The organism is Gemmata algarum (assembly GCF_034097035.1).
In the GTDB taxonomy this organism is placed as follows: domain Bacteria; phylum Planctomycetota; class Planctomycetia; order Gemmatales; family Gemmataceae; genus Gemmata; species Gemmata algarum.
In genome coordinates this window covers 103,321-122,751 of the sequence record NZ_JAXBLV010000024.1, presented here as the reverse complement: position 1 = coordinate 122,751, position 19,431 = coordinate 103,321, and the positions used below count along the sequence as shown (strand labels likewise).

Annotated in this window: 15 protein-coding genes; 3 read left to right on the top strand and 12 right to left on the bottom strand. The window is 71.1% G+C overall.

What is annotated here, in order from left to right; genetic code table 11:
- Positions 1–247: 247 nt before the first annotated feature.
- The 10 genes from R5W23_RS04375 to R5W23_RS04330 all read right to left on the bottom strand — a co-directional run bounded on the left by R5W23_RS04375 (position 248) and on the right by R5W23_RS04330 (position 12,180).
- Positions 248–643 (bottom strand): hypothetical protein, encoded by a 396-nt coding sequence (locus R5W23_RS04375; protein ID WP_320685275.1) that lies wholly within the window; start codon positions 641–643, stop codon positions 248–250.
- A gap of 17 nt (positions 644–660) precedes the next feature.
- Entirely contained in the window at positions 661–1,629 is a 969-nt protein-coding gene (locus tag R5W23_RS04370) for a DUF1559 domain-containing protein (RefSeq protein ID WP_320685274.1), read from the bottom strand.
- 175 nt (positions 1,630–1,804) lie between these two features.
- Entirely contained in the window at positions 1,805–2,230 is a 426-nt protein-coding gene (locus R5W23_RS04365) for a hypothetical protein (RefSeq protein WP_261185423.1), read from the bottom strand.
- Positions 2,231–2,312: 82 nt separating this feature from the next.
- On the bottom strand, positions 2,313–3,299 hold the full coding sequence (locus R5W23_RS04360) for a DUF1559 domain-containing protein (RefSeq protein ID WP_320685273.1): 987 nt from the start codon (positions 3,297–3,299) through the stop codon (positions 2,313–2,315).
- A 278-nt stretch (positions 3,300–3,577) separates the two neighbouring features.
- A complete protein-coding gene (locus R5W23_RS04355) occupies positions 3,578–4,525 on the bottom strand; it encodes a WD40 repeat domain-containing protein (RefSeq protein WP_320685272.1) in 948 nt (315 codons plus the stop codon).
- On the bottom strand, positions 4,522–6,018 hold the full coding sequence (locus R5W23_RS04350; protein WP_320685271.1) for a hypothetical protein: 1,497 nt from the start codon (positions 6,016–6,018) through the stop codon (positions 4,522–4,524). The genes R5W23_RS04355 and R5W23_RS04350 overlap by 4 nt, the downstream gene beginning before the upstream one ends.
- Before the next feature lie 90 nt (positions 6,019–6,108).
- Positions 6,109–6,543: a hypothetical protein gene (locus tag R5W23_RS04345; RefSeq protein WP_261185427.1), complete on the bottom strand. Its 435-nt coding sequence runs from the start codon at positions 6,541–6,543 to the stop codon at positions 6,109–6,111.
- 103 nt (positions 6,544–6,646) lie between these two features.
- Positions 6,647–7,756: a carboxylate-amine ligase gene (locus tag R5W23_RS04340; protein WP_320685270.1), complete on the bottom strand. Its 1,110-nt coding sequence runs from the start codon at positions 7,754–7,756 to the stop codon at positions 6,647–6,649.
- 256 nt (positions 7,757–8,012) lie between these two features.
- Positions 8,013–11,333 carry a UTP--glucose-1-phosphate uridylyltransferase gene (locus R5W23_RS04335; RefSeq protein WP_320685269.1) on the bottom strand — a complete coding sequence of 1,107 codons (3,321 nt, stop codon included), beginning with the start codon at positions 11,331–11,333 and terminating at the stop codon, positions 8,013–8,015.
- Between the two features lie 7 nt (positions 11,334–11,340).
- The gene (locus R5W23_RS04330; RefSeq protein ID WP_320685268.1) at positions 11,341–12,180 is read right to left on the bottom strand and encodes a sugar phosphate nucleotidyltransferase; all 840 of its coding nucleotides are present in this window, start codon (positions 12,178–12,180) and stop codon (positions 11,341–11,343) included.
- A 316-nt stretch (positions 12,181–12,496) separates the two neighbouring features.
- Between R5W23_RS04330 and R5W23_RS04325 the strand changes: the two genes are divergently transcribed.
- The 3 genes from R5W23_RS04325 to R5W23_RS04315 all read left to right on the top strand — a co-directional run bounded on the left by R5W23_RS04325 (position 12,497) and on the right by R5W23_RS04315 (position 17,004).
- Positions 12,497–14,122, top strand: a complete 1,626-nt coding sequence (locus R5W23_RS04325) for an HD domain-containing phosphohydrolase (protein ID WP_320685267.1) — start codon at positions 12,497–12,499, stop codon at positions 14,120–14,122.
- 79 nt (positions 14,123–14,201) lie between these two features.
- Entirely contained in the window at positions 14,202–15,380 is a 1,179-nt protein-coding gene (locus R5W23_RS04320) for an FAD-binding oxidoreductase (RefSeq protein ID WP_320685266.1), read from the top strand.
- Between the two features lie 175 nt (positions 15,381–15,555).
- Positions 15,556–17,004, top strand: coding sequence for a (Fe-S)-binding protein (locus tag R5W23_RS04315; RefSeq protein WP_320685265.1), 1,449 nt, complete (start codon positions 15,556–15,558; stop codon positions 17,002–17,004).
- Positions 17,005–17,069: 65 nt separating this feature from the next.
- Here the strand turns inward: R5W23_RS04315 and R5W23_RS04310 are convergent, their stop codons facing one another.
- Both R5W23_RS04310 and R5W23_RS04305 read right to left on the bottom strand, forming a co-directional pair.
- Positions 17,070–18,293, bottom strand: coding sequence for a glycosyltransferase family 4 protein (locus R5W23_RS04310; RefSeq protein WP_320685264.1), 1,224 nt, complete (start codon positions 18,291–18,293; stop codon positions 17,070–17,072).
- Complete coding sequence (locus R5W23_RS04305) at positions 18,293–19,426, bottom strand: glycosyltransferase family 4 protein (RefSeq protein WP_320685263.1); 1,134 nt, start codon at positions 19,424–19,426, stop codon at positions 18,293–18,295. Before R5W23_RS04305 ends, R5W23_RS04310 begins: the two co-directional genes overlap by 1 nt.
- Positions 19,427–19,431 lie beyond the last annotated feature (5 nt).

Below are 19,431 nucleotides of genomic sequence, written 5' to 3'. Positions count from 1 at the left end.
GGTTTTGATTTTTGAGTGTGGTCCGCTCACGCCGTGAGCGGTCGTTCCGCGGCCCCGACTCGCCCCGCGGGCGTGCGGCCCCGTCGTTGCGCGCCACGCGCATCCGATACTCGGAGCAACCGCTCACGGAGTGAGCGGACCACACTCAAAGGCTTGTGGATGGGTCTGCTACACCAACTGGAAACTACTGGATTTGGTATGAGGCATGTTGCCGCCCTGCCGTTCGGCAGGGGCGGCGCGACTCTCGTTAGGGCTTCGCCTTGAGGTCGAAGTTGAGCCCCTCGCGTTTACCCGGCTTGAGGTCCGCGGTGAGCTTCGTCTCGACGTTGTACTCTTTGGGGATGAGCGACTCGATGGGGTTCATTCCCATCACCGGGTCCGGCTTGGTAGGCGGCTTCGGGGCGGTGATCCGCACCTTCTTCGGGCCGGGTGCGACGGCGAGCGAGTACTGCCCGTTGGCGATCTTCCCGGCCGCCGGCGTCACGCTCCCGTCCGGGGACTCGAAGATGATGTCGCCATCGGCAACCGCCTTGCCGTCGAACGTGACGGTCCCGCTCACCTCCGAGACCTTGTCCCCGCAGCCCGAACAGAACATCAGCAGCAGCGCCACCGCACCGGCGGCGGCCGAAAAACGGGTCCGCATTGTGGCCCCTCCGGTGGTTACTCGTTGGTGAGCACTTCGCCGCTGGCCCGGCTGCCCAGGGCCAGCCAGGTCGAGGGGGTGATGCCGTTCGTGTAGAACCGCACCGACCCGTCCGCGAGGCACGCGTTCACCCCGCCCGAGTGGCTGCTCCGGGCCAGGGTGTACGCGTTCAGCACCGAGGACGAGGCGCACGGGGCGCTGGGCGTCGGCACGCAGTACCCCATCGGGTTGTCGCCGACCGTGGAGTTCGGCGGGTACAGGGTCGAGAACTCGGTGCCGGCGTGGATCGCGTTCCAGATGCGCCCGCGGATGTCGTGGGTGCTGCTGGTGTCCTGGTTGAGCAGCAGCTCGCTCACCATCAGGGTGTTGCTGCTGCCGTCGGTGATCCCGACGATTTTGACGGCCGAGAAGCCGTAGAACAGCCCGTTGCGGTCGCGGCCGGTGGGGTCCGCGCTAGCTGTGGCGTAGCTGTTGCCGACGCAGGTGACGTAGTTCGTGTGGAACCCCTGTCCGAGCGACGACACCTTCCCGCCGCCGGGGTCCGACGGGCACACGAACGAGGGCATCACGATCTTGGAGTAGGCGGCCGTCACCGTCGTCTGCCGGGCGCTGAGGCCCGCCTGGTACTGCGTGTACAGCGCCGTCTGCTCCAGGAACGGGAGCGCGTACCCGACCCAGCAGCTCCGGTCGAAATCGAACCCCTGGCCGGCCTGCGGGTCGTTGTACCACGTGGGCGTGGTCGGCGCCGCGGTGAAGAACCCGCGCGGCTGACCCGGCGGGAAGCTCCCGTTCTGGTCGTGATAGTTGTGCAGCGCCAGACCGATCTGTTTCAGTTTGTTCTGACAGGACATGCGGGCGGCGGCCTCGCGCACCTTCTGGACCGCGGGCAGCAGCAGACCGATCAAAATCGCAATGATCGCAATGACGACGAGCAGCTCAATCAACGTAAACGCACGACGGGGCCGACGGTTTGGGCACGGTAGCATCACCGAACTCCGAGCGGCAGGAAAATAGGGGGCGGACGCCGGGACCGGTGCGAGCCGCGGGAACGTCTCGGTCACCGGTCCGCTGTAGGAGCGTGCGATTGTTTCATACCCGGCCACAAACTGTCAACACCGGCCCAATCATTTTTGTGCAACCGAGCGTTCGCACGGAGGCAAATCACTTCGCGAGGTCGAACGGGATCTCCTTGGACGAGCCCGACACCTCGGCGGTGAGCGTGCTGTTCGAGTTGTACTTGGCGGGGATGTACATCTCGGCCACCGGGATCGGGTCCGGCTCGCCGTTCTCCCCCTTCTTGAACTTGCCCGGGATGACCCGGCTCGCCGTGACCTCGACCCGCATCTGGCCCGGCTCGCACTCCAACTGGTAGGTGCCGTCGGCGATCGCGCCGGAGTACGCCTTCTGATCGCCCCCGGTGTTGCGGAACAGGATGCGCCCTTCCTTGACCGGCTCGCCGTTGTACGTCACCTTGCCGCTCACCTTCGTGAGTCCGCTGCCCGACCCGCACCCGAGGGCGCCGACCGAAGCGACCGCCAGCACCACCAGCGCCGCCCACCGAGCCGCCACCGATTGATCGACAAACACGCCAGAAACCTCCTGGTAATGAGAACCGGCCCCGGCGCGACGGGCGCCGGGGCCGTAGTAGGGTCGCGCGCCGCGGCGCGGATCAATCGAGGGTGAACACTTGGCCGTCGGCCTTCGTGCCCAGCGCCTGCCACGAGAACCGGTTCACGCCGTTGGTCACGAACCGCACCGAGGCGTCGCCGAGGGCCACGTTCACGCCGCCGGTGTGCTTGCTGCGGGCGTAGTTCCAGCGCCCGGCCAGCCCGCCTGCGCTACCGTTCTCGCACGGGGCCTGCGGCCAGGTGGTGGACTTGCAACTGTACACCCGGTCGGCCACCGTGGTGTTGGGCACCTCGAACGAGGAGATCCCGAACGAGCCGTGCGGCGCGCCGCCCCAGAACCCGCCGACCTCGCCCCACCCGCCCGTGCCGTTCGCGCGGATGATGCTCTCGCTGGCCATCAGCGTGTTGGACGTGCCGTCCGAGATGTCCGTCATCCGCGTCTTCGACCCGTGGTAGAAGATGCCGCCGGTGTCCGCGCCCAACCCGCCCGCGATGCTCACCTGCGTCGGGGTGGTGCCGCTCCACGTCATGCCGCCCGCGCCGACCGCGTAGTTACCCTGGAACGCGGTGGTGCCGCCGTTCCCCCCGCGCCCCGGCGAGCTCGGGTCGGACGGGCACGCCAGCGTGGTCACCACGGTGGTCAGTTGGGAGCCGGTCATCTGGTGCAGCCACTGGTCGTAAGGGGCGCCGGAGTTGAAGCCGGTCGTGTCGGCCATGTACTGGTTGAACAGGTTCTGCTGCTCGAGGTACGGGAGCGAGAGCTGGAACCAGTTCTCCCGGCGCCGCTCGACGGCCGGGTTCCCGGCCACGTCGCGGTACCCGAACGGGAAGTACTGGTACGCGTCGTGGTAGTTGTGCAGCGCCAGGCCGAGCTGCTTGAGGTTGTTCTGGCACTTCATGCGGGCGGCGGCCTCGCGCACCTTCTGGACCGCCGGCAGCAGCAGACCGATCAAAATCGCGATGATTGCAATGACGACGAGCAGTTCGATCAACGTGAACGCGCGACGACTGCGGCTCTGTTGGGTCACAACAGTCCTCCGGAGTGATGAGAGATCGGGCGAGCGGAGAGGTTGCGGCAGGCCACTGAGGAAGGAATCGATGAAACGGGTACCGAGAGAGAGGTGGTCATTATCCAGCAAGGGCCGGGCGAGGCAACCCGACGCGCGCAGATCTCATAATTCCTTGCGCTGTGCAGCACAAGACGCGAGCCGGAACAAGATCACCATTAATCAACACGACCGTGATGTCGATTATTGCAGCGGTTGGTCGCCGGTCCCTGCTCGTGCTGCGGACGGCACGCGCGGTGTCAGTCGCCCACGTCGAGCAAGCCGACGTGCCCTTTCTCGCTGGTGAACGCGAGGGTGAGCCCGTCCGGGGAGAACGCGACGTGGTGGAGCGGCCCGATTTTCGGCGCGAACGCGCGCCGCTCGGCCCCGCTCGCCGCGTCCCAAATGCGCACCGTGCCGTCGTGCGCCGCCGACGCGATGGTGGACCCGTCCGGGGAAAAGTCGAGGCTCTGGATTTGCGCGCCGTGCCCGCGGAACTGGCGCAGGGGGCCGGGCCGCCTCCGCCCGCGGGTGCCCGCCGGCCGTACCATCTCCCACACCATCACGACCGCCCCGCCGGCCGCCGCGAACTTGGTCCCGTCGGGCGAGAACTCCAGGCCGCGCACGATCCCGCGCAGCGCGAGGTCGTGGCAACAGCGGCCGGAGGTCCAGCTCCAGAACTTCACGTGCTTGTCGGCGCCGCCGGAGGCGAACCCGTCCGGCCCGGCGGCGAGCGCCCCGCACGCGTCGGCGTGCCCGCGGACCGACCGCACGGCCCCATGTGCCGGCAGGTCGAACAGGTACACGCGTTCCGCCTCGCCCAACTGCCCGCCGGCGAACGCCACCTGTGTGCCGTCGTGCGACACCACCAGCGTGCCGACGCCCCACCCGCCCGGCTTGACCACGTTCCACACCGGCGCGCCGGTGGCCGCGTCCCAGGCCCGCACGTCGCGCCACCACCCGGCGGTCAGCAGGGTTCGCCCGTCCGGGGTGAACTGCGCGTGCGACAGCCCGCCGAACACCGGGGTGAGGTCCGGGGCTTCGTCGTCGGCCTCCGCGTTCACCTGCCACACCGGGGCGCCGGCGTGCAGTTCGGCCGGGTCCCACACCTTCGCCCACCCGTCCTCGGACACCGACGCGACCCGCGCCCCGTCCGGGCTGAAGCAGGCGACGTTCACGCACGCGGCGTGCGGCTGGATGACGATCATGTCGGCCCCGCCCCGGCCGCGAGCCGCTCCCGGGCCGCGGCCACCTCGGCCGCCCGCATCGCGGCGAACCGGTCCAGGTGGTCCCGCAGCAGCGGCGACACCTCCCACCGCGCGTACCGGTCCCAGGTCCGCTCGGCGCGGGCCGCCTGCTCGCGAAAGCCCTCGGCGTACACCACCCGCCCCTGATCGACGAGCTTCACGAACAGCGGCTCCCCGTCGATGTGCTCGCTCCGGTCCGCCACCACCAGCGTGTCGCCGCGGGCGTACACGCGGACGTACCCGGGGACGGTCTCCTTGCCGGGCGAGTTGGAGAACTTGACGTTGGGACGGTCGGCGGTGGCGGTGCGCTTGAACGCGGCGCTGACCGTGTCGCGGTGGACCAGCTTCCACCAGTAGCCGCCGGCCCCCGGGAACAGCATCGTCGGTTCGACGCCGGTCTGCGCGCGGAACGTGTCGTACACCCGCCGCACCCCCTCGGGCGTGACCTCGTCCTCGAAGACGATCACCCGCGGCGGGATGCCGAGCTGTTTCATCTTCTGGAAGTACAGCACGCACTGCCCCGCGATGTCCCCGCTGTCCACCCGCACCCCGACGCGGTCCGTTTCGGGGTGCGACCGGATCACCCGCAGGGCGTTTTCCAGCCCGACGGTCTCGGCGTCCACGAGGTCGCACAGCAGCGAGGCGGCGCCCATCTTCGACACGAACCGGTCCATCATCTCGAACTCGGCCGCGGCCAGCGTCCGGTCGAACGACTGGGCGGCGCACATCATCTCGTGGCCAATGGTGCCGATCGACCGGAACAGATCGGGCCACATGAACTCCGCGGTGTCATTCGAGGTGAGCTGCGCCGCCCCTTCGGCCCCGGCCCCGCCAACGAACCGCGCCAGCAGCAGGATGAGGTTGCACACCTCGACCGGCGCGGACCGCAGCCCGAACTCGGCGTCGCGCGGGGTGGCCGCGCGCATGAGCCGCGCCTTGGTGGCCTGGATCACCGGCGCGAAGTAGCGGCACATCGCGGGCTCGGTGTAGGAGATCAGCCCGCCCGGACCCTCGAACGTGAGGCACGGGACGCCGGCGAGGAACGTCTGCCCGCCCGGCAGGCCCCACACGTCAACCGGGAGCGTCAGCTCCTCCCCGGGCTGCGCGAGGACCGCGTCCCAGACCTCGGCGGGAAAGGCCTTCGTCGCGGAGTCTCGGGCGTACCAGTCGCGCGCCAACAGGATGTCGCGGCGTCGCAGGGGGCGGTGGAACCACTGCGCGAGCACGGCCTCGTGCCCCGCCATCACCAGCCGGTTGTTCGCGCCCGGCTCGGGCAACCCCTTGCGAAACGTCAGCGTGTACGCCGCGGGCTGAAGCGCGATGTCGGGCACGGCGGCCCACATGGTGCGCTTGTAGGTGTCCGTGCCCCCGAGCCAGCCGCCGAGCAGAAACAGCTTGGCGAAGAACTCGTCGCGCATCTCCGCGCGCTTCGCGGCGAACGGGTCGGTGGGCATGGGAATCTTCACGGGTTCGTGTCGAGCGGGTGCTTCCGTCGTGAACGCGGCCCGCTCGCGAGGTGCAGTGCGGAATCGGCCGGCGTGGCGTCAGTCGTCGGTGTCCACGTCGAGCGACTTCACGATCGCGGCCAGCACCGGCTCGTTGCGGGCGCGGTCGTACTCGCTCACCTGGACCATCAGCAGCAGCGGCCCCGCGTCCGTGGCCACGCACCGCACGCGGCAGGTGGTCGTGGTGTCCGCGGTGATGAAGTCCGCGTTGAACCCGACCGCGGGCAGCCCGCAGATCGTCTCGACCACGTTCTCGGCGTCGAGCTCCTGGTAATCGGCGCGGAGCGCCTCCAGCGTCTGGTCCGCGAGGTCGCCGGGGTGGTCCGCCTCCGGCTGGAGCGACATCATCAGGAACGCCGTCTCCGGGCTGGAAACGGTGACCGTCCACGCCCCGCTCTCGGCGTCCTCGGCCTCCTCGATGTCCCACGATTCCGGGTACCGGATGGCGATGCGGTCGCGCTCGAACGTCTGCATGTCCCGTGTCGCAAAGTCGAAGGTCGTGAAGTCGTGAAGTCGAAAGCGGTCAGCGTCTCGGTCTTCGACTTGGCGACGTTCGACCTGACGACTTCCGACGGCGTCACGAAACGCCTTCCTGCGTCTCGCGCACCAGCTGGCTCACCACGGCCCGGGTGCTGCCGGCCTCGTTGAACGTTTTCAACTGCCGGTCGGCGCTGGAGCCGCCCTCCATGATCTTATACGCGTACTCCACCTCGGCGCGCGTGCCCAGCTCGTCGAGCACGTCGCGCAGGAACCAGTCGATCAGCTCGTGGATGAGCTCGCGGACCGGCACCTCCTTCTGCTTGCCGAGGTCGAGCATCTTGCCGTCGAGCCCGTACCGCACCGCGCGCCACTTGTTCTCCTCGATCAGCTCCGTGGGGTACACGCGGAACGTCAGGTTGTCGCGCCGCAGCTTCCACAGCTTGGCGATGATCGCCTGAAAGATGGCGGCGATGCACACCGCCTCGTCCACTTTTGTGCACACGTCGCAGATGCGGAACTCGAGCGTCGGGTACCGGTGGTTGGGGCGCACGTCGTACCAGATCTTGGACCCGTCCGGGATGCAGTTGGTGCGGACCATCGCCTCCACCATCCCGTTGTACTCGGGCCACCCGTCGAAGAACGGCGGCATCCCGGACCGCGGGAAGTGACGAAAAATGATCGAGCGGTAGCTCTTGAGCCCGGTCCGGCGCCCGGTCCAAAACGGGGACGAGGTGCTGAGGCAGAGGATGTGCGGCGCGAAGTACCGGGCCACGTTCATCGCGTCGATGAGGAAGTCGCGGTCCTCGATCCCGATGTGGACGTGCGTGCCGAAGATGAGCAACTGGCGGGCGAGGTCCTGCATGTCGTTCTGCACGCCGAGGTAGCGCTCGAACGGGGTGATCTCCTGCTGCTCCCAGTTCGAGAACGGGTGCGTCCCGGCCGCCGCGATGACCAGCCCGTGCCGCCCGGCCAGCTCCGAGATGCTGCGGCGCAGCTTCACCAGCTCGTTGCGCGCGTCGGCCGGCGTCTGGCAGATCTCCGTCCCGACCTCCACCATCGACTGGTGCAGCTCGGCCTTGATCTGCTCCTTGAGGATCAGCTTCCCCTCGTCAAGGATCTGGGTGATGTACGACTTCAGCTCGCCCGTCGCGGGGTCGATGATCTGGTACTCTTCCTCGATGCCGATCGTGAGCGACGGGGCTTTCATAGGGAAGCGTTTTGGTATTGGGGTGCGGGGTCCGTCGGCCGCCATCCAGTTTCCGCGACGGGAACGGCGGACGCCACACCTTTACCCACGATCCCGGTTCGTCACCAGCACAACCGGCGAGCGGTTCTGCCGACCGAACCACGAACGCGGCCCCAGAATCAAAACAGCGCAGCGAGGTGTTGACCGGTGCAGGAGCCGCGTTACGGAACACAAACCGAACACGGCGCGGAACTTACGGCTCCGGGCACGTGCCCGGTCAGTCGGAAAAGGCGCACAGCGACGCGATCGCCTCCGCGGAACCGTCGCGGAGCCAGCCGTCGAGCTGCGCCGGGTCCTTGAGCTGCTGCCCCCGCGGCCGGGGCACCGCGACGAACCCGCAGTCCAGGCCCCCGACGGCCGACATGTCGCCCCACAGCTTCTCGAACTGACACACCGGGTACACGTCCTCTTGCCCGTGCCCCCAGCGCTTCTTCACGTCCTTGAGCGTCACATACGTCGGGAGCCGGGGCGCCATGCGGCCGATGGCCGCCCCCACCTTTTCGGCGTCCGCCAGATCGGCGCGCGTCAGGTCGAACCACGCGAGCAGTTGGTCGATGTCCACCCAGGTGGTGAGCGTGTTGTAAAAGGTGAGGTTGAACTCCTCCTCCTCGCGGGGCATGGCCAGCCCCTCAACGATGCGCACCTTCCCGTCCACGCGGGCCAACCCGCCGCCGCGGTCATCAATCCGCCGCCCGATCACCTCGTAGGTGAGCGCCCGGCCGGACGCGATGTGCTGCCCCAGCAGCCCCGGGTCGAGGGCCGCGCCGAGCGTGTCCACGTTGTGAACGAGCAGGTACTTGAGCTGCGGGCGCTCGGCCAGCAGGTCGCGGAGCGTCCCGTTGAGCAGGAGGTTCGGCACCTCGTACCAGTGGCCCACCGGGTGCAGGCACTGGGACGGCTCGTTGTCGGTGTAGTCCGCCCCCTCGCCCGCCGCCCGGGCCCAGCCGATGAGCGCCGCGTGGGCGCTGTCGCGGACCCGCTGCTTGCGCTCGTCGAGCACCTGGTGCGCGGTCTCCTCCCACGCGAACCGCAGGTCCCGCTCCATCGGCACCAGGCGCAGCCCGACGGACGCCCCGGGCGAGAGCCGCACCGACCCCGAGTAGCCGTAGGAGCGGTTGCCGCCCAGGTGCGCCCGGATCGGCTCGTGCGTCAGGTACCCGGTGGTGAACACGTGCGGCACCGGCGCCCCGAAGAGGTCCGACACGCGCCGGCTCTTCGCCAAATGGATCTCGAGGAACGTGCGGTGCCGGCCGGCGAGCCGCACGAACGGGTGGAGCGCCTTCACCACGCCCGCCCCTTGCGTCCACCGGCTCCCGGCCCCGGCCGCGAGGGTCACCACCGCGGCCTCACCGGCCTCGAGTGCCGCGCGGCCCCGGGCCACGTGCTCCGCGCTTATGCCGCCGCGGGCGTCGGCCACGTCGCCGGGTTGCACGTCCTCGACCACCGTCGACGCCGGGAGCCGGTTCTGGGCCAGCCCGATGAGCCCGCGCCGCAGGTCCGCGCGGACGCGCTCGTGCTGCTCGCGGTCGAACCCGTTGGCCGCCAGCAGTTCGGCCAGGGTGCCGCTCCGGGCGGCCGCGGCCGGCGCGCTCGGCAGCATGCGGTCGAACAGCGACTCCACCAGCCCCGCCAGGTCGGCGCCCCGGCGGGCGGCGCGGCCCACGCGGTCGAGTTCGGCCCGCTTCGACGCCGGCACCGCGCGCGGGTCCTCGCGGAGCCACCGCGGGACGAGCAGGGCGTAGTACCCGCGGGGCAGCAGCGGCTCGTCCGCGGGGAGCAGGTCGGCGGCAGTACCGTGCGGGTTGATGGCGAAGTCGTAGACGACCGGCTCCATCGCGAACGGCAGGCTCGTGCGCAGCGCGCCCCGCAGCCGGGACATCTCGGCGAGCAGGAACCGCTGCGCCTCCGGCTTCCGCTCGGGCGCGACGATGAACCCCATCCCGCCGCCGGACATCCCGCCCAGCATCCAGAAGCCCCAGAAGTCCGCGCCGAAGTGCGCGCGGGTGGAGGCGATCAGCGCCTCGGTGAACGCGTTGGTCGCGGCCGGGATGATGGCCTGGATCGGCCCGGCGAAGTTCCGCGTGGTGGCGGCGCCCAGCGCCCGTACCTCGCCCCGCTCCAGGCGCCCCACAATCTCGTCGAAGAACCCGAGCGCCTCCTGGCGGGCGGCCCACTCGCGCTCCTCGCGGAGCAGGTACTTCTCCGTGACCATCTCGAGCACCGGGCCGACGTTCTGCGCCATGCCGCCGTGGACGAGCACGAGGCTGTCTTCCAGCCGCCGCCGCGCGTCCGGCGGGACGCGGTCCGGCCCCAGCACCGTGTGCCGCGGGAGCAGGCACCCGCGGCTCACGCCGAACTCCGGGTCGCCCTCGGCCGCGGCGGCGCCCTCGATGAGCTTGATCCCGGGCCACACCCCGCCCGAGTCCTGCCACCCGCCGCCGGACCCGCCGATCCACTCGCCGAGGATGGCCCGCGCCGCGACCAGCCGGCGCTCGGGCTCGCTCAGCCCGCCGGTGAGCGCCTTCGCCTGCCCGGTGGCGCGCATGCACACCGCGATGAGGGCCGCCAGCAGGTTGGTGGACACCGCCAGCCGCGACCCCTTCGGGATGTCGTTGACCACGCTGACCAGTTCGATCCCCAGCCCCGGGCCGACCAGCGCCGCGAGCACCTGCCCCAGTTCCTGGCGCACGCCCTCCAGGCCCGGCGGGATCAGCCCCGACGCGATCACCGCGGCCTTCAGCAGCCCCAGGTAGTCCCGGGCGAAGTCGAACACCTCGTCGAGCGACCGCACGTCGGCCGCGGCGTCCAGGTCCACGCTCACCAGCCGGAGCACCGGCTCGTCGATGACCCGCAGGTAGACTTCGATGGGCGGGCGCGGGGCCGCGTCCCGTCCGTTCACCCCCAGGTCGATGGACACGTTCAGCACCCGCGCCCCTTCCGGGTAGTCCATGCCCAGGAAGAAGATGTCGCTCCAGCACGAGTGGGACAGGTCCATGCGCACGGGGGTGCGCTCGCGGAGCACCGGGAACGGGGCGCCCGGGCCGGGCCGGGCGAGCAGTTCGGGGCGCACCCGGAGCGGGTGCTCGTCGGCCGAGCCGGTGCGGAACATCCACCGGTTGCCCGGGGCCCCGCGGACGCTCGCCCGCACCTGGTCGGCGAGGGTCTGGAACGCGAGCGCGTGGTACGCCGCGGCCAGGGCGCTGCACAGCGGGTCGCTCGGCCCGCGGGCGGCCTCCTCCGCGCGGAACAGCCGCACCGCCTCGTCGAACCGCCGGCCCATGAGCCGCTCGACGCCCGCGTAGGGCACCCGGCCGGCGGCCGGCAGCTCGGCCCGGGCGGGCAGGTGGAACCGGTCGATCGCGTACAGGAAGAACAGCGCCCGGACCCGCTCGTACAGGTTCTCGCGGTCGCGCCGGAACCGGTCCAGGGCGTCCCGCTCGGCCAGCAGCTCGCGGTAGCCGAGGGCCCGGCACGCGGCGGCCAGGGGGGTGTTCCGCACCGCCGGGTCGGCGGACGTGATCAGGTCGCTGAGCGGCATAGGCGGATCAGCCCCGCTGGGCCAGGAGGTCGATGATCTGGGCCAGGATCCGCTCCCGGTCCACGCCGTCGAGGGCGAGCGCGAGCTGCGCGGTGAGCAGCCCGTACTTGAGCCCGGTGTCGTACCGCTGCCCGGCCACCTCGAGCGCGAGGTACCGCTCGCGCCGGGCCAGTTCGGCGAGCGCCGGGGAGAGGGCCAGCGGCCCCGCCCCGGCTTGCGCGGCCCGCTCGGCGAGCAGGTCCATGACCGCGGGGGTGAGCACGTGGATGCCGAAGAAGCACAGGTAGAACCCGGCCCGCACCCCGGGCACCGCGAGCACCTGCTCGGCCTCGCTCGGGGTCGGCTTCTCGAGCACCTGCTGCACCTCGTACAGGTCCGGGCGGCGGGGCACCCGGCGCCCGCCCACGGCCCCGTAGAACCGCAGCGCGCGCTCCCGGGTGGGCTGAACGGCCGAGACCGCGCACCCCTCGGCCCGGGCCAGGTCGGCGACCTGCTTCGCCGAGCGGGTGGCCCCGCGGGCAACGAACAGGTGGTCGCTGACCATGTGCAGGAACGGGCGGCCGGCGGTGAACGCGCGGGCGAGCAGCACGGCGTGGCCGTAGCCGAGCGGCTCGGGCTGCTCCACGAACGTGAGCCGCCCCGCGTGGGGGCCGGCCGCCGCCCGGTACGCGGCCGCGTCGCCCGGGGCGATCACCAGGCACACCTCTTCGGCGCCCGCCTCCACCGCCTCGTCGAGCACGATCTCGAGCGCCCGTTTTTCCGCGCCGTCCCGGTCCACGAGGGTCTGCACCGGCAGCCCCCGTTGGCTGCGGCCCGCGGCCGTGATCACCGCCTTGGTCACTTCCATCGCACCACCCGCTTGGAACGAGACGCCCGTGGAAATGTAGGAATACGGGCGCACCAGAGTAGGTGACAGCGGCGAACCGACCGGCGCCGCCGTTTCGTCGAGCGGAATGAACGGGTTGGTCGCACGTCAGGACAATACGAGATAGCCGTGCCACGTCGCGGCAACAGGCCTTGCTACTGCGTAGCACAGCCGTGGCTCCAAAACCCTGACGCGCGGCGCTTTTTGTCGCGGCCGTGTTCTAGACTTTTCGCGTCACTGGAATCGATCCGCACCGCCCATTCGGCCCGCCCCTCCGCACCGGAGCGCCGAAAGACGTATGGAACCGTCCAACACCGAGTCGCCCTGCGTTACCCTCTCACTCGCCGGCGACGCCACCGCGCCGCGCACCTGGACCGCGTCCGGGCACCTGCGCATCGGCCGGCTCCCGGAGCTCGAGGTCGCCCTCGACGACCTGTCCGTGAGCCGGTTGCACGCCGAAGTGTACCTGCTCGACGAGGCGTGGGTGGTCCGCGACCGCGGCAGCTCCAACGGCACGGTCCTGAACGGCGTGCGCATCGGCCGCACCCCGCAGCCGCTGCGGGCCGGCGACACCATCCAGATCGGTGCGCTGGCGTTCAAGGTGGAGCTGGTCCGGGTCCGGCCGATCGCGGTGCGGCTCGGGAACCAGACGGTTCACGTCGAGGCCGCGGCCCGGCGGCACCCCGACCCGGTGGACACCACCGCACCGGTCGGGGCCGGGCCGGGCCGGCCGGGCTTCCTGCGGCTGGTCCGGGCGGCGCACCGGCTGACCGAAGCGGCCCGGGCGGCGGACGCGCTCCAGGCGCTGGTCGACGACGCGCGGGTGTGCTTCGGGGCGCGGCGGGCGGCGGTGTTCCTCGTGGACGACGCGACCGGCCACCTCGGCGCACGGCACTTCGCTGCACGCGGCGGGCGCCCGCCCGGCAAGACGCTCGCCGCGGTCGCGCTGCGGCGCCGGCAGTCGCTGCTGTTCGCGGACCGCACCGAGGTCGTCGGCCACCAAGCCGAGAGCGGCACCACCGGCGACCTGAACTCTGTCATCTGCGCGGTCCTCCGGGCGCCGGACCGGGCGTTCGGCGCCCTGCACCTGGACCGCGGAATGGACGCCGAGCCGTTCACCGCCGCGGACCTGGAACTGGCGGACACGCTGGCCGACGCGGTCGCCCTCGGGCTGGACCGGCAGCAGCTCGTCGAGCGGAACCGGGCCATGTTCGTCCAGACCGTCACAGCCCTGGCCCAGGCCGTGGAGATGCGCGACGAGTACACCGGCAACCACACCCAGCGGGTCACCACCTACGCGCTGCTGCTGGCCGACGAGTTGGGGTTGCCCGACGAGGACCGGAAGCAGCTCCAGGTGGCGACGCTGCTCCACGACATCGGCAAGATCGGCATCGACGACGCGATCCTGCGGAAGCCCGGGCGGCTGTCGGACGCCGAGTTCGCGCAGATGAAGACGCACGTGCTGCGCGGGGCCGAGATCGTCCAAATGATCCCCGGGCTCGCGTGGGCGCTGCCGGTCGTCCGCGGGCACCACGAGCGGTGGGACGGGCGCGGGTACCCGGACGCGCTGAAGGGCGAGGAGATCCCCCTGACCGCCCGCGTGGTGGCGGTGGCGGACGCGTTCGACGCGATGACATCGGACCGCCCGTACCGGGCCGGCATGCCGGCCGCGCGAGCGTTCGCCGAGTTGCAGGCCGGGGCCGGCACCCACTTCGACCCGGCGTGCGTGGAGGCGTTCACGCGCATCCGGCCCCAGTTGGAAGCGCTCCTGGAGCGCGAGGCGCGGGAGCGGCGGGACGCCGAAGCCGGGCTCCACACGCTCACGCGCCAGGAGCTGGACCGCGAGCGGGCGGCGCTGGCCGGCGCGGCGCTCGCCGCGCTCCGCGACGCGGTCCACGAAAAGGCCGGCGCGAACCGGGGCTGATCCGGCGGGCCGGGGCGACTTCCCGGCGCGCGGTCCATACAACACCACGGTTGCACCCCACCACCCTCCCCCCGCAACCGTGGCCGACTTCATCCGCATTGATGAGTTCGATCCGCTCCCGGTCGAACGGCCCGGCACCGTCGCCGAACTCGGCGCGCTGGTCACCCGCACCCGCGCTCGGAAGCACGGCCTGTACCCGGTCGGCGGGCGCACCGCCCTCGACTTCGGCCTGCCGCCGATCAAACCCGGGGCCGCGTGCGACACCACGGCCCTTTCGGGCGTGATCGACTACCCGGCCCGCGACATGACCATCACCGCGCGCGCCGGCACCACCTTCGCGGCGCTTCGGGCGGAACTGGCCAAAGAGGGTCAGTGGCTCCCGATCGACGTTCACTCGCCCGAAACGGCGACGCTGGGCGGCGCGGTGGCGGTCAACGCAAGCGGCCCGCGCCGGCTCGGGCACGGCACGCTCCGCGACTACGTCATCGGCATCTCGTTCGTAACGGACGACGGGGTGGAGGTGAAGGCCGGCGGTCGCGTCGTGAAGAACGTGGCCGGCTACGATCTGATGAAGCTGCAGATCGGCGCGCTCGGCACGCTCGGCGTGGTGACACAACTGACCTTGAAGGTGAAACCGAAGCCCGAGGCGAGTGCGGCCGTTGTGTTCGGCTGCGCGACCGACGCGCTTGCGAGCGTTCTCGACACGATTGCCGCGAGCAAGACGCGACCGGCGGCGGTCGAGCTGTTGAACCAAGCCGCGTGGCGGGTGGCGGGGATCGGCGCCACAAGCTCCGGACCGGATGCCGCCTGGGTGTTCGTTGTCGGCTTCGAGGAGAAAGGGGTCACGGTGCGGTGGCAGGCGGCGGCGCTGTTAAACGAGCTGAAGTCCGCCCCCATCCGTCACGTGACCGAGCTACCCGACACCTCGGCTCTCGACGCGCTGACGGCACTGCAAGGCCGCCCTGGGTCGCGGTTCCTCGCGAAGCTCTCGGTCTTGCCGAGCAAGGTCGCGGAGGCGTTGGCGCGGCAGCCCGCCGGAGCGGCCGTTCACGCGCACGCGCTGTCGGGCGTGATCTGGGTTCATTCGGACGAGGCGCGGCCCGACGGGGCGGTGCTGCACCGGTGCCCGCCGGAGCGGAAAAAGGGGCTCCCGATCTGGGGCGCCGTGCCACCCGGGTGGGAGCTGATGCGGCACATCAAGAAGACACTCGACCCGGATAACGTGTTCAACCCCGGCCACCTGTTTGGCGACGTGTGACGCCCTCCCGCGTGAGCTCGCTCTCTCACACCCGGCACGTAACCGGCCTGCCATGATGACGCCCACGGCCCAATCGCTTGCGCCGCAAACCGCGGGCGCTCCGCGGCCGAGTCGGTAACGGTTTTCACGGCCCGGCGCCCCGGCCTCAAAGCCCCTCCAGCCCGCACGGAACGACATGGCCACACCCACTCCCAATCTGGCCGATTCCGAGGCGCAGCGGACCGCGCTGCCGGTCCTCTCCGCGAACGTCGCCGCCCCGACCGCGACCGGCGCTCCCCTCCCCGCCCCGCCGCACGGTCACGGCACCGGCTCGCACGGCCCGCGCGTCGATTACGAGCTCGTTCTCGACTGCGTCCACTGCGGCCTTTGCACCGCGAGCTGCCCCACGTACATGGAAACCGCGAACGAGGCAGACTCGCCCCGCGGGCGCATCTACCTCATGCGGGGCGTCATCGACGGCACGCTCGCGCTCGACAACGACGTGAAGCAGCACCTCGACCTGTGCCTCAACTGCCGGGCGTGCGAGACCGCGTGCCCGTCGGGCGTGCAGTACGGGCGCCTCATCGAGCCGTTCCGCGAGTTCATGAACGAGCTCGAACCCGAGCGGCAGGTGCAGTCGCTCAACGCGGTCCAGAAGTTCCTGCTGTTCCACGTGTTCCCGTACCGGTGGCGCAACCGGGCGTCGCTGGCCCCGGCCCGGCTAATGCAGTGGACCGGACTGGACTGGCTCACCGAAAAGACCGGGCTCATGGAGCTGGTGCCCGGGTCGCTCCGCAACATGAAGCGGATGCTCCCGGACCTAAAGCCGCACTACGGACAGCTCCCCGAGGTACTCGAGCCGATCGGCCCGAAGCGCGCGCGGGTGGCGCTGTTCCTGGGCTGCGTCGCGGACGCGCTCTACCCCGAAACGAACTACGCCACGGCCAAGGTGCTCCAGGCGAACGGGTGCGAGGTGTGGATCCCCCGGAACCAGGGGTGCTGCGGCGCGCTGCACTACCACGCCGCACAGGAAGGGCCGGCGCGGGAGTTCGCGGCACAGAACTGCGATACCTTCGGCGCGACCAACCCCGAGACGTTCAAAGATGTCGATGCGATCATCACCAACGCGGCCGGGTGCGGGTACCAGCTCAAGGACTACGCCCACATGATGCACGCCACGCCGCACGCGGAAGCGGCGGCGCGGCTCCAGGGCAAGGTCCGCGACATCAGCGAGTTCCTCGTGGAACTCGGCCCGGTGCGGCCCAAGCACCCGCTCAACATCCGGGCCACGTACCACGACGCCTGCCACCTCCGGCACGCGCAGCAGATTTTCAAGCAGCCGCGGCAGTTGCTGGAGATGATCCCGGGTCTGGAGCTGGTGCCGCTGGCGGAGAGCGAGCTGTGCTGCGGCGCTGCGGGCAGCTACAACCTGACGCAGCCCGAAATGGCCGACCGGCTCGGGAAGCGCAAGACGGCCAACATCGCGGCGACCGGCGCGAAGGCGCTGTTCACGGGCAACGTCGGGTGCCTGATGCAGATCACGCGGCACCTGAAGGCGCTCGAACCCGGCGTGTGGTGCGCCCACCCGGTCGACGCGCTCTGGGCCAGCTACAGCGGCGAACTGCCGAAGGGGGTTGAGGGATAGGGCGGCCGGGCACGGGGCCGCGCCTGCCGCCCGGTTGTGGGTTGAGTTGCGCACCGGCCGCGCGATCACCGCGGGGCGAGCACCTCGCGGTATATTTGCAAGAACTGCGGCCCGTAGCGGAGCGAGTCAAACTTCGCTTCGGCCGTCCGCCGCGCGTTCCCGCCGAGGCGCGATCGCAGGTCCGCGCTCTCGGCGAGCCGCTTCACCGCCCCGGCAATGGCCGGCACGTCGCCCGGGGCGGCGCCCAGTGCGTCCTCACCGTCGGTAAACAGTTCGGCCGCTCCCCCCGCCGCAGACACGACAACCGCGCGGCCGCACGCCATTGCTTCAGCGATCGTTAGCCCGAACGGTTCGGGCAGCGTGGACGCGTGGACCATGACATCGAGCGCCCGATAGACGCCCGACGGATCGGGCTGGAACGGCACGAACGCGACCCGGTCTGCCAGCCCGCGCTCGGCGGCGGCGGCGCGCAGCTCCGGCTCCGAGAACTGCGCCGCGGTCGCGTAGATCGGCCCCCCGACGATGTACCAGCGCACCGGCAGGTGCGGCGCCTCGCGTGCGAGCCGCTGCGCCGCGTCGAGGAACGCGAGGTGCCCCTTCCAGCGCGCGTACGCCGCCACCAGCCCCACCCGCACCGTGCCCGCCGGCGCCGGCGCGACTCCCGCCAAGGCGTCGAGATCGGCGCTCCGGCCAGTCGGCTCGAACCGGGCCAGGTCCACCGCGTTCAGCACCGTGCGAAGCGGCACCCCCGGAAGCACCTTCGCGGTGTCGGCGGCCACGGCCTCGGAAATCGCCACCCCGGCACGCACCCGCCCGCTCGCGTACCGCAGCAGCCGCGCGGCCAGCGGACGCAACCCGTAGAAGTCGTGCAGGTGCCACACCACCGGCACCCGGCGCGGGACCGCGAACCGGGACAGCAGGTGCGTCTTGATGCCGTTCGAGTGGACGACATCGGGCCGGAACTTTGTAACCGCCGCGCGGAGGGCCGCGACGTACCCCGCACCGGCCGGTGCGGCCAGCGCGGCCCGCCCGAGCAGTGCCACCCGCCCGGCCCATTTCCCGCCCGACCGCAACTGGCTGTCGCCGAGCTGGGCCAAGGCGCCGGGGACCGGAACCGCCACAACTTCTGCGCCGAGGGCGTGCGCCTGGGCGAGCAGCGGGCCGTCGCCCGAGGCCAGCACGCCCACCGTCGCTGACGGATCGGCCCGGCGGATGCCGGCGACGGCCGTGATGAGGACCCGCTCGGCCCCGCCGAGCGTCCCCACCGGACTCAAAAAGAGCACCCGCATCAGCCCGCCCCCGCAAGGCGCAGGTACGCGTCCGCGATGACCCGCGCGTGTTCGCGCCACGAATACAACGCCGCGCGCGTCAGCCGGGCCTCGCGCGACGGGGCTAAGTCCGCACCGCTCAGCACGCGCGACACCGCATCGGCCCACGCCGGCACATCCGCGACCGGCCGGTACACCACCGCTTCCCCGCCGACCTCGCGCAGGACCGGCAGGTCGCTGGCCACCACCGCCGCGCCGCAGGCGAGCGCCTCGATCACGGGCAGGCCGAACCCTTCCGCCTCGCTCGGCACCAGCACCGCGCCCGCGCGCCGGTACAGTTCGGCGAGTTGCTCGCGCGACAGGCTCGCGAACCGCACGATGCGGCCCGCGACGCCGAGCCGCTCGATCCGCTCCGCGAGCGGCGGCGCCCACGGCGGCCCGACCTGCACCAGCCGCACCTCCGGGAGCCGCTTCAGCACCGCCGCGAACACGTCCAGCAGCACGTCGATGCGCTTCCGCGGGATGTGACTGCCGACGTGCAACAGGTACGGTGCGGGCGGAGCCCCGGGCGCGGGCAGTTCGACCGGTCCCGCGCCGGGCACGAACTCGTGCGACACGCCCAGGGGCGCGTGTACCAGCTTGTCCGCGGGCACGAGGCCGGCGTCGGCGAGCTGCCGCCCCACCTCGCGCGAGTTGTGGAACACCACCGCCGCGGCCTGCATCCCGCGCAGCGTGCGCCGGGCCAGCCGCCGGAACCACCACGGGCGCGGGTCCCGCTCCGGTTCGAGCAGCGACCGGAACGCGTCGAGGTCGTGGCAGTACACGCCGGCGCGGCCGGGCGGGACCGCCAGCGCGGCGTGCGCGTAGCTGTGATCGACAATGTGGAAAAAATCGAACTCGCGGGCGCGCGTCCGCAAAACCCGCGGAATCGTGACGTGCCGGTTCAGGAGCCGGTCCGCGTTGAACGCGGCGTTCTTACGGCCCACCACCGGCAGCTTCTGAAAGCGCCGCCGGAACGGGACGTCGAGGTCGGTCGCCGCGACCGCCCCAACCGGCAGGTGCGCCACCAGCTGGTCCGCGCACAGGTCCATGCTGGCCCACTTCTCGGCGCGAAAGTCGCGAACGATGGCGAGTCGAACGGTCCGGTCGGTCATGCCGC

Bases quoted from the DNA above. Each gene is read 5' to 3' on its own strand.
- R5W23_RS04375 (WP_320685275.1), bottom strand. From the start codon at position 643: ATGCGGACCCGTTTTTCGGCCGCCGCCGGTGCGGTGGCGCTGCTGCTG.
- R5W23_RS04370 (WP_320685274.1), bottom strand. From the start codon at position 1,629: ATGCTACCGTGCCCAAACCGTCGGCCCCGTCGTGCGTTTACGTTGATT.
- R5W23_RS04355 (WP_320685272.1), bottom strand. From the start codon at position 4,525: ATGATCGTCATCCAGCCGCACGCCGCGTGCGTGAACGTCGCCTGCTTC.
- R5W23_RS04350 (WP_320685271.1), bottom strand. From the start codon at position 6,018: ATGCCCACCGACCCGTTCGCCGCGAAGCGCGCGGAGATGCGCGACGAG.
- R5W23_RS04345 (WP_261185427.1), bottom strand. From the start codon at position 6,543: ATGCAGACGTTCGAGCGCGACCGCATCGCCATCCGGTACCCGGAATCG.
- R5W23_RS04340 (WP_320685270.1), bottom strand. From the start codon at position 7,756: ATGAAAGCCCCGTCGCTCACGATCGGCATCGAGGAAGAGTACCAGATC.
- R5W23_RS04335 (WP_320685269.1), bottom strand. From the start codon at position 11,333: ATGCCGCTCAGCGACCTGATCACGTCCGCCGACCCGGCGGTGCGGAAC.
- R5W23_RS04330 (WP_320685268.1), bottom strand. From the start codon at position 12,180: ATGGAAGTGACCAAGGCGGTGATCACGGCCGCGGGCCGCAGCCAACGG.
- R5W23_RS04325 (WP_320685267.1), top strand. From the start codon at position 12,497: ATGGAACCGTCCAACACCGAGTCGCCCTGCGTTACCCTCTCACTCGCC.
- R5W23_RS04315 (WP_320685265.1), top strand. From the start codon at position 15,556: ATGGCCACACCCACTCCCAATCTGGCCGATTCCGAGGCGCAGCGGACC.
- R5W23_RS04310 (WP_320685264.1), bottom strand. From the start codon at position 18,293: ATGCGGGTGCTCTTTTTGAGTCCGGTGGGGACGCTCGGCGGGGCCGAG.
- R5W23_RS04305 (WP_320685263.1), bottom strand. From the start codon at position 19,426: ATGACCGACCGGACCGTTCGACTCGCCATCGTTCGCGACTTTCGCGCC.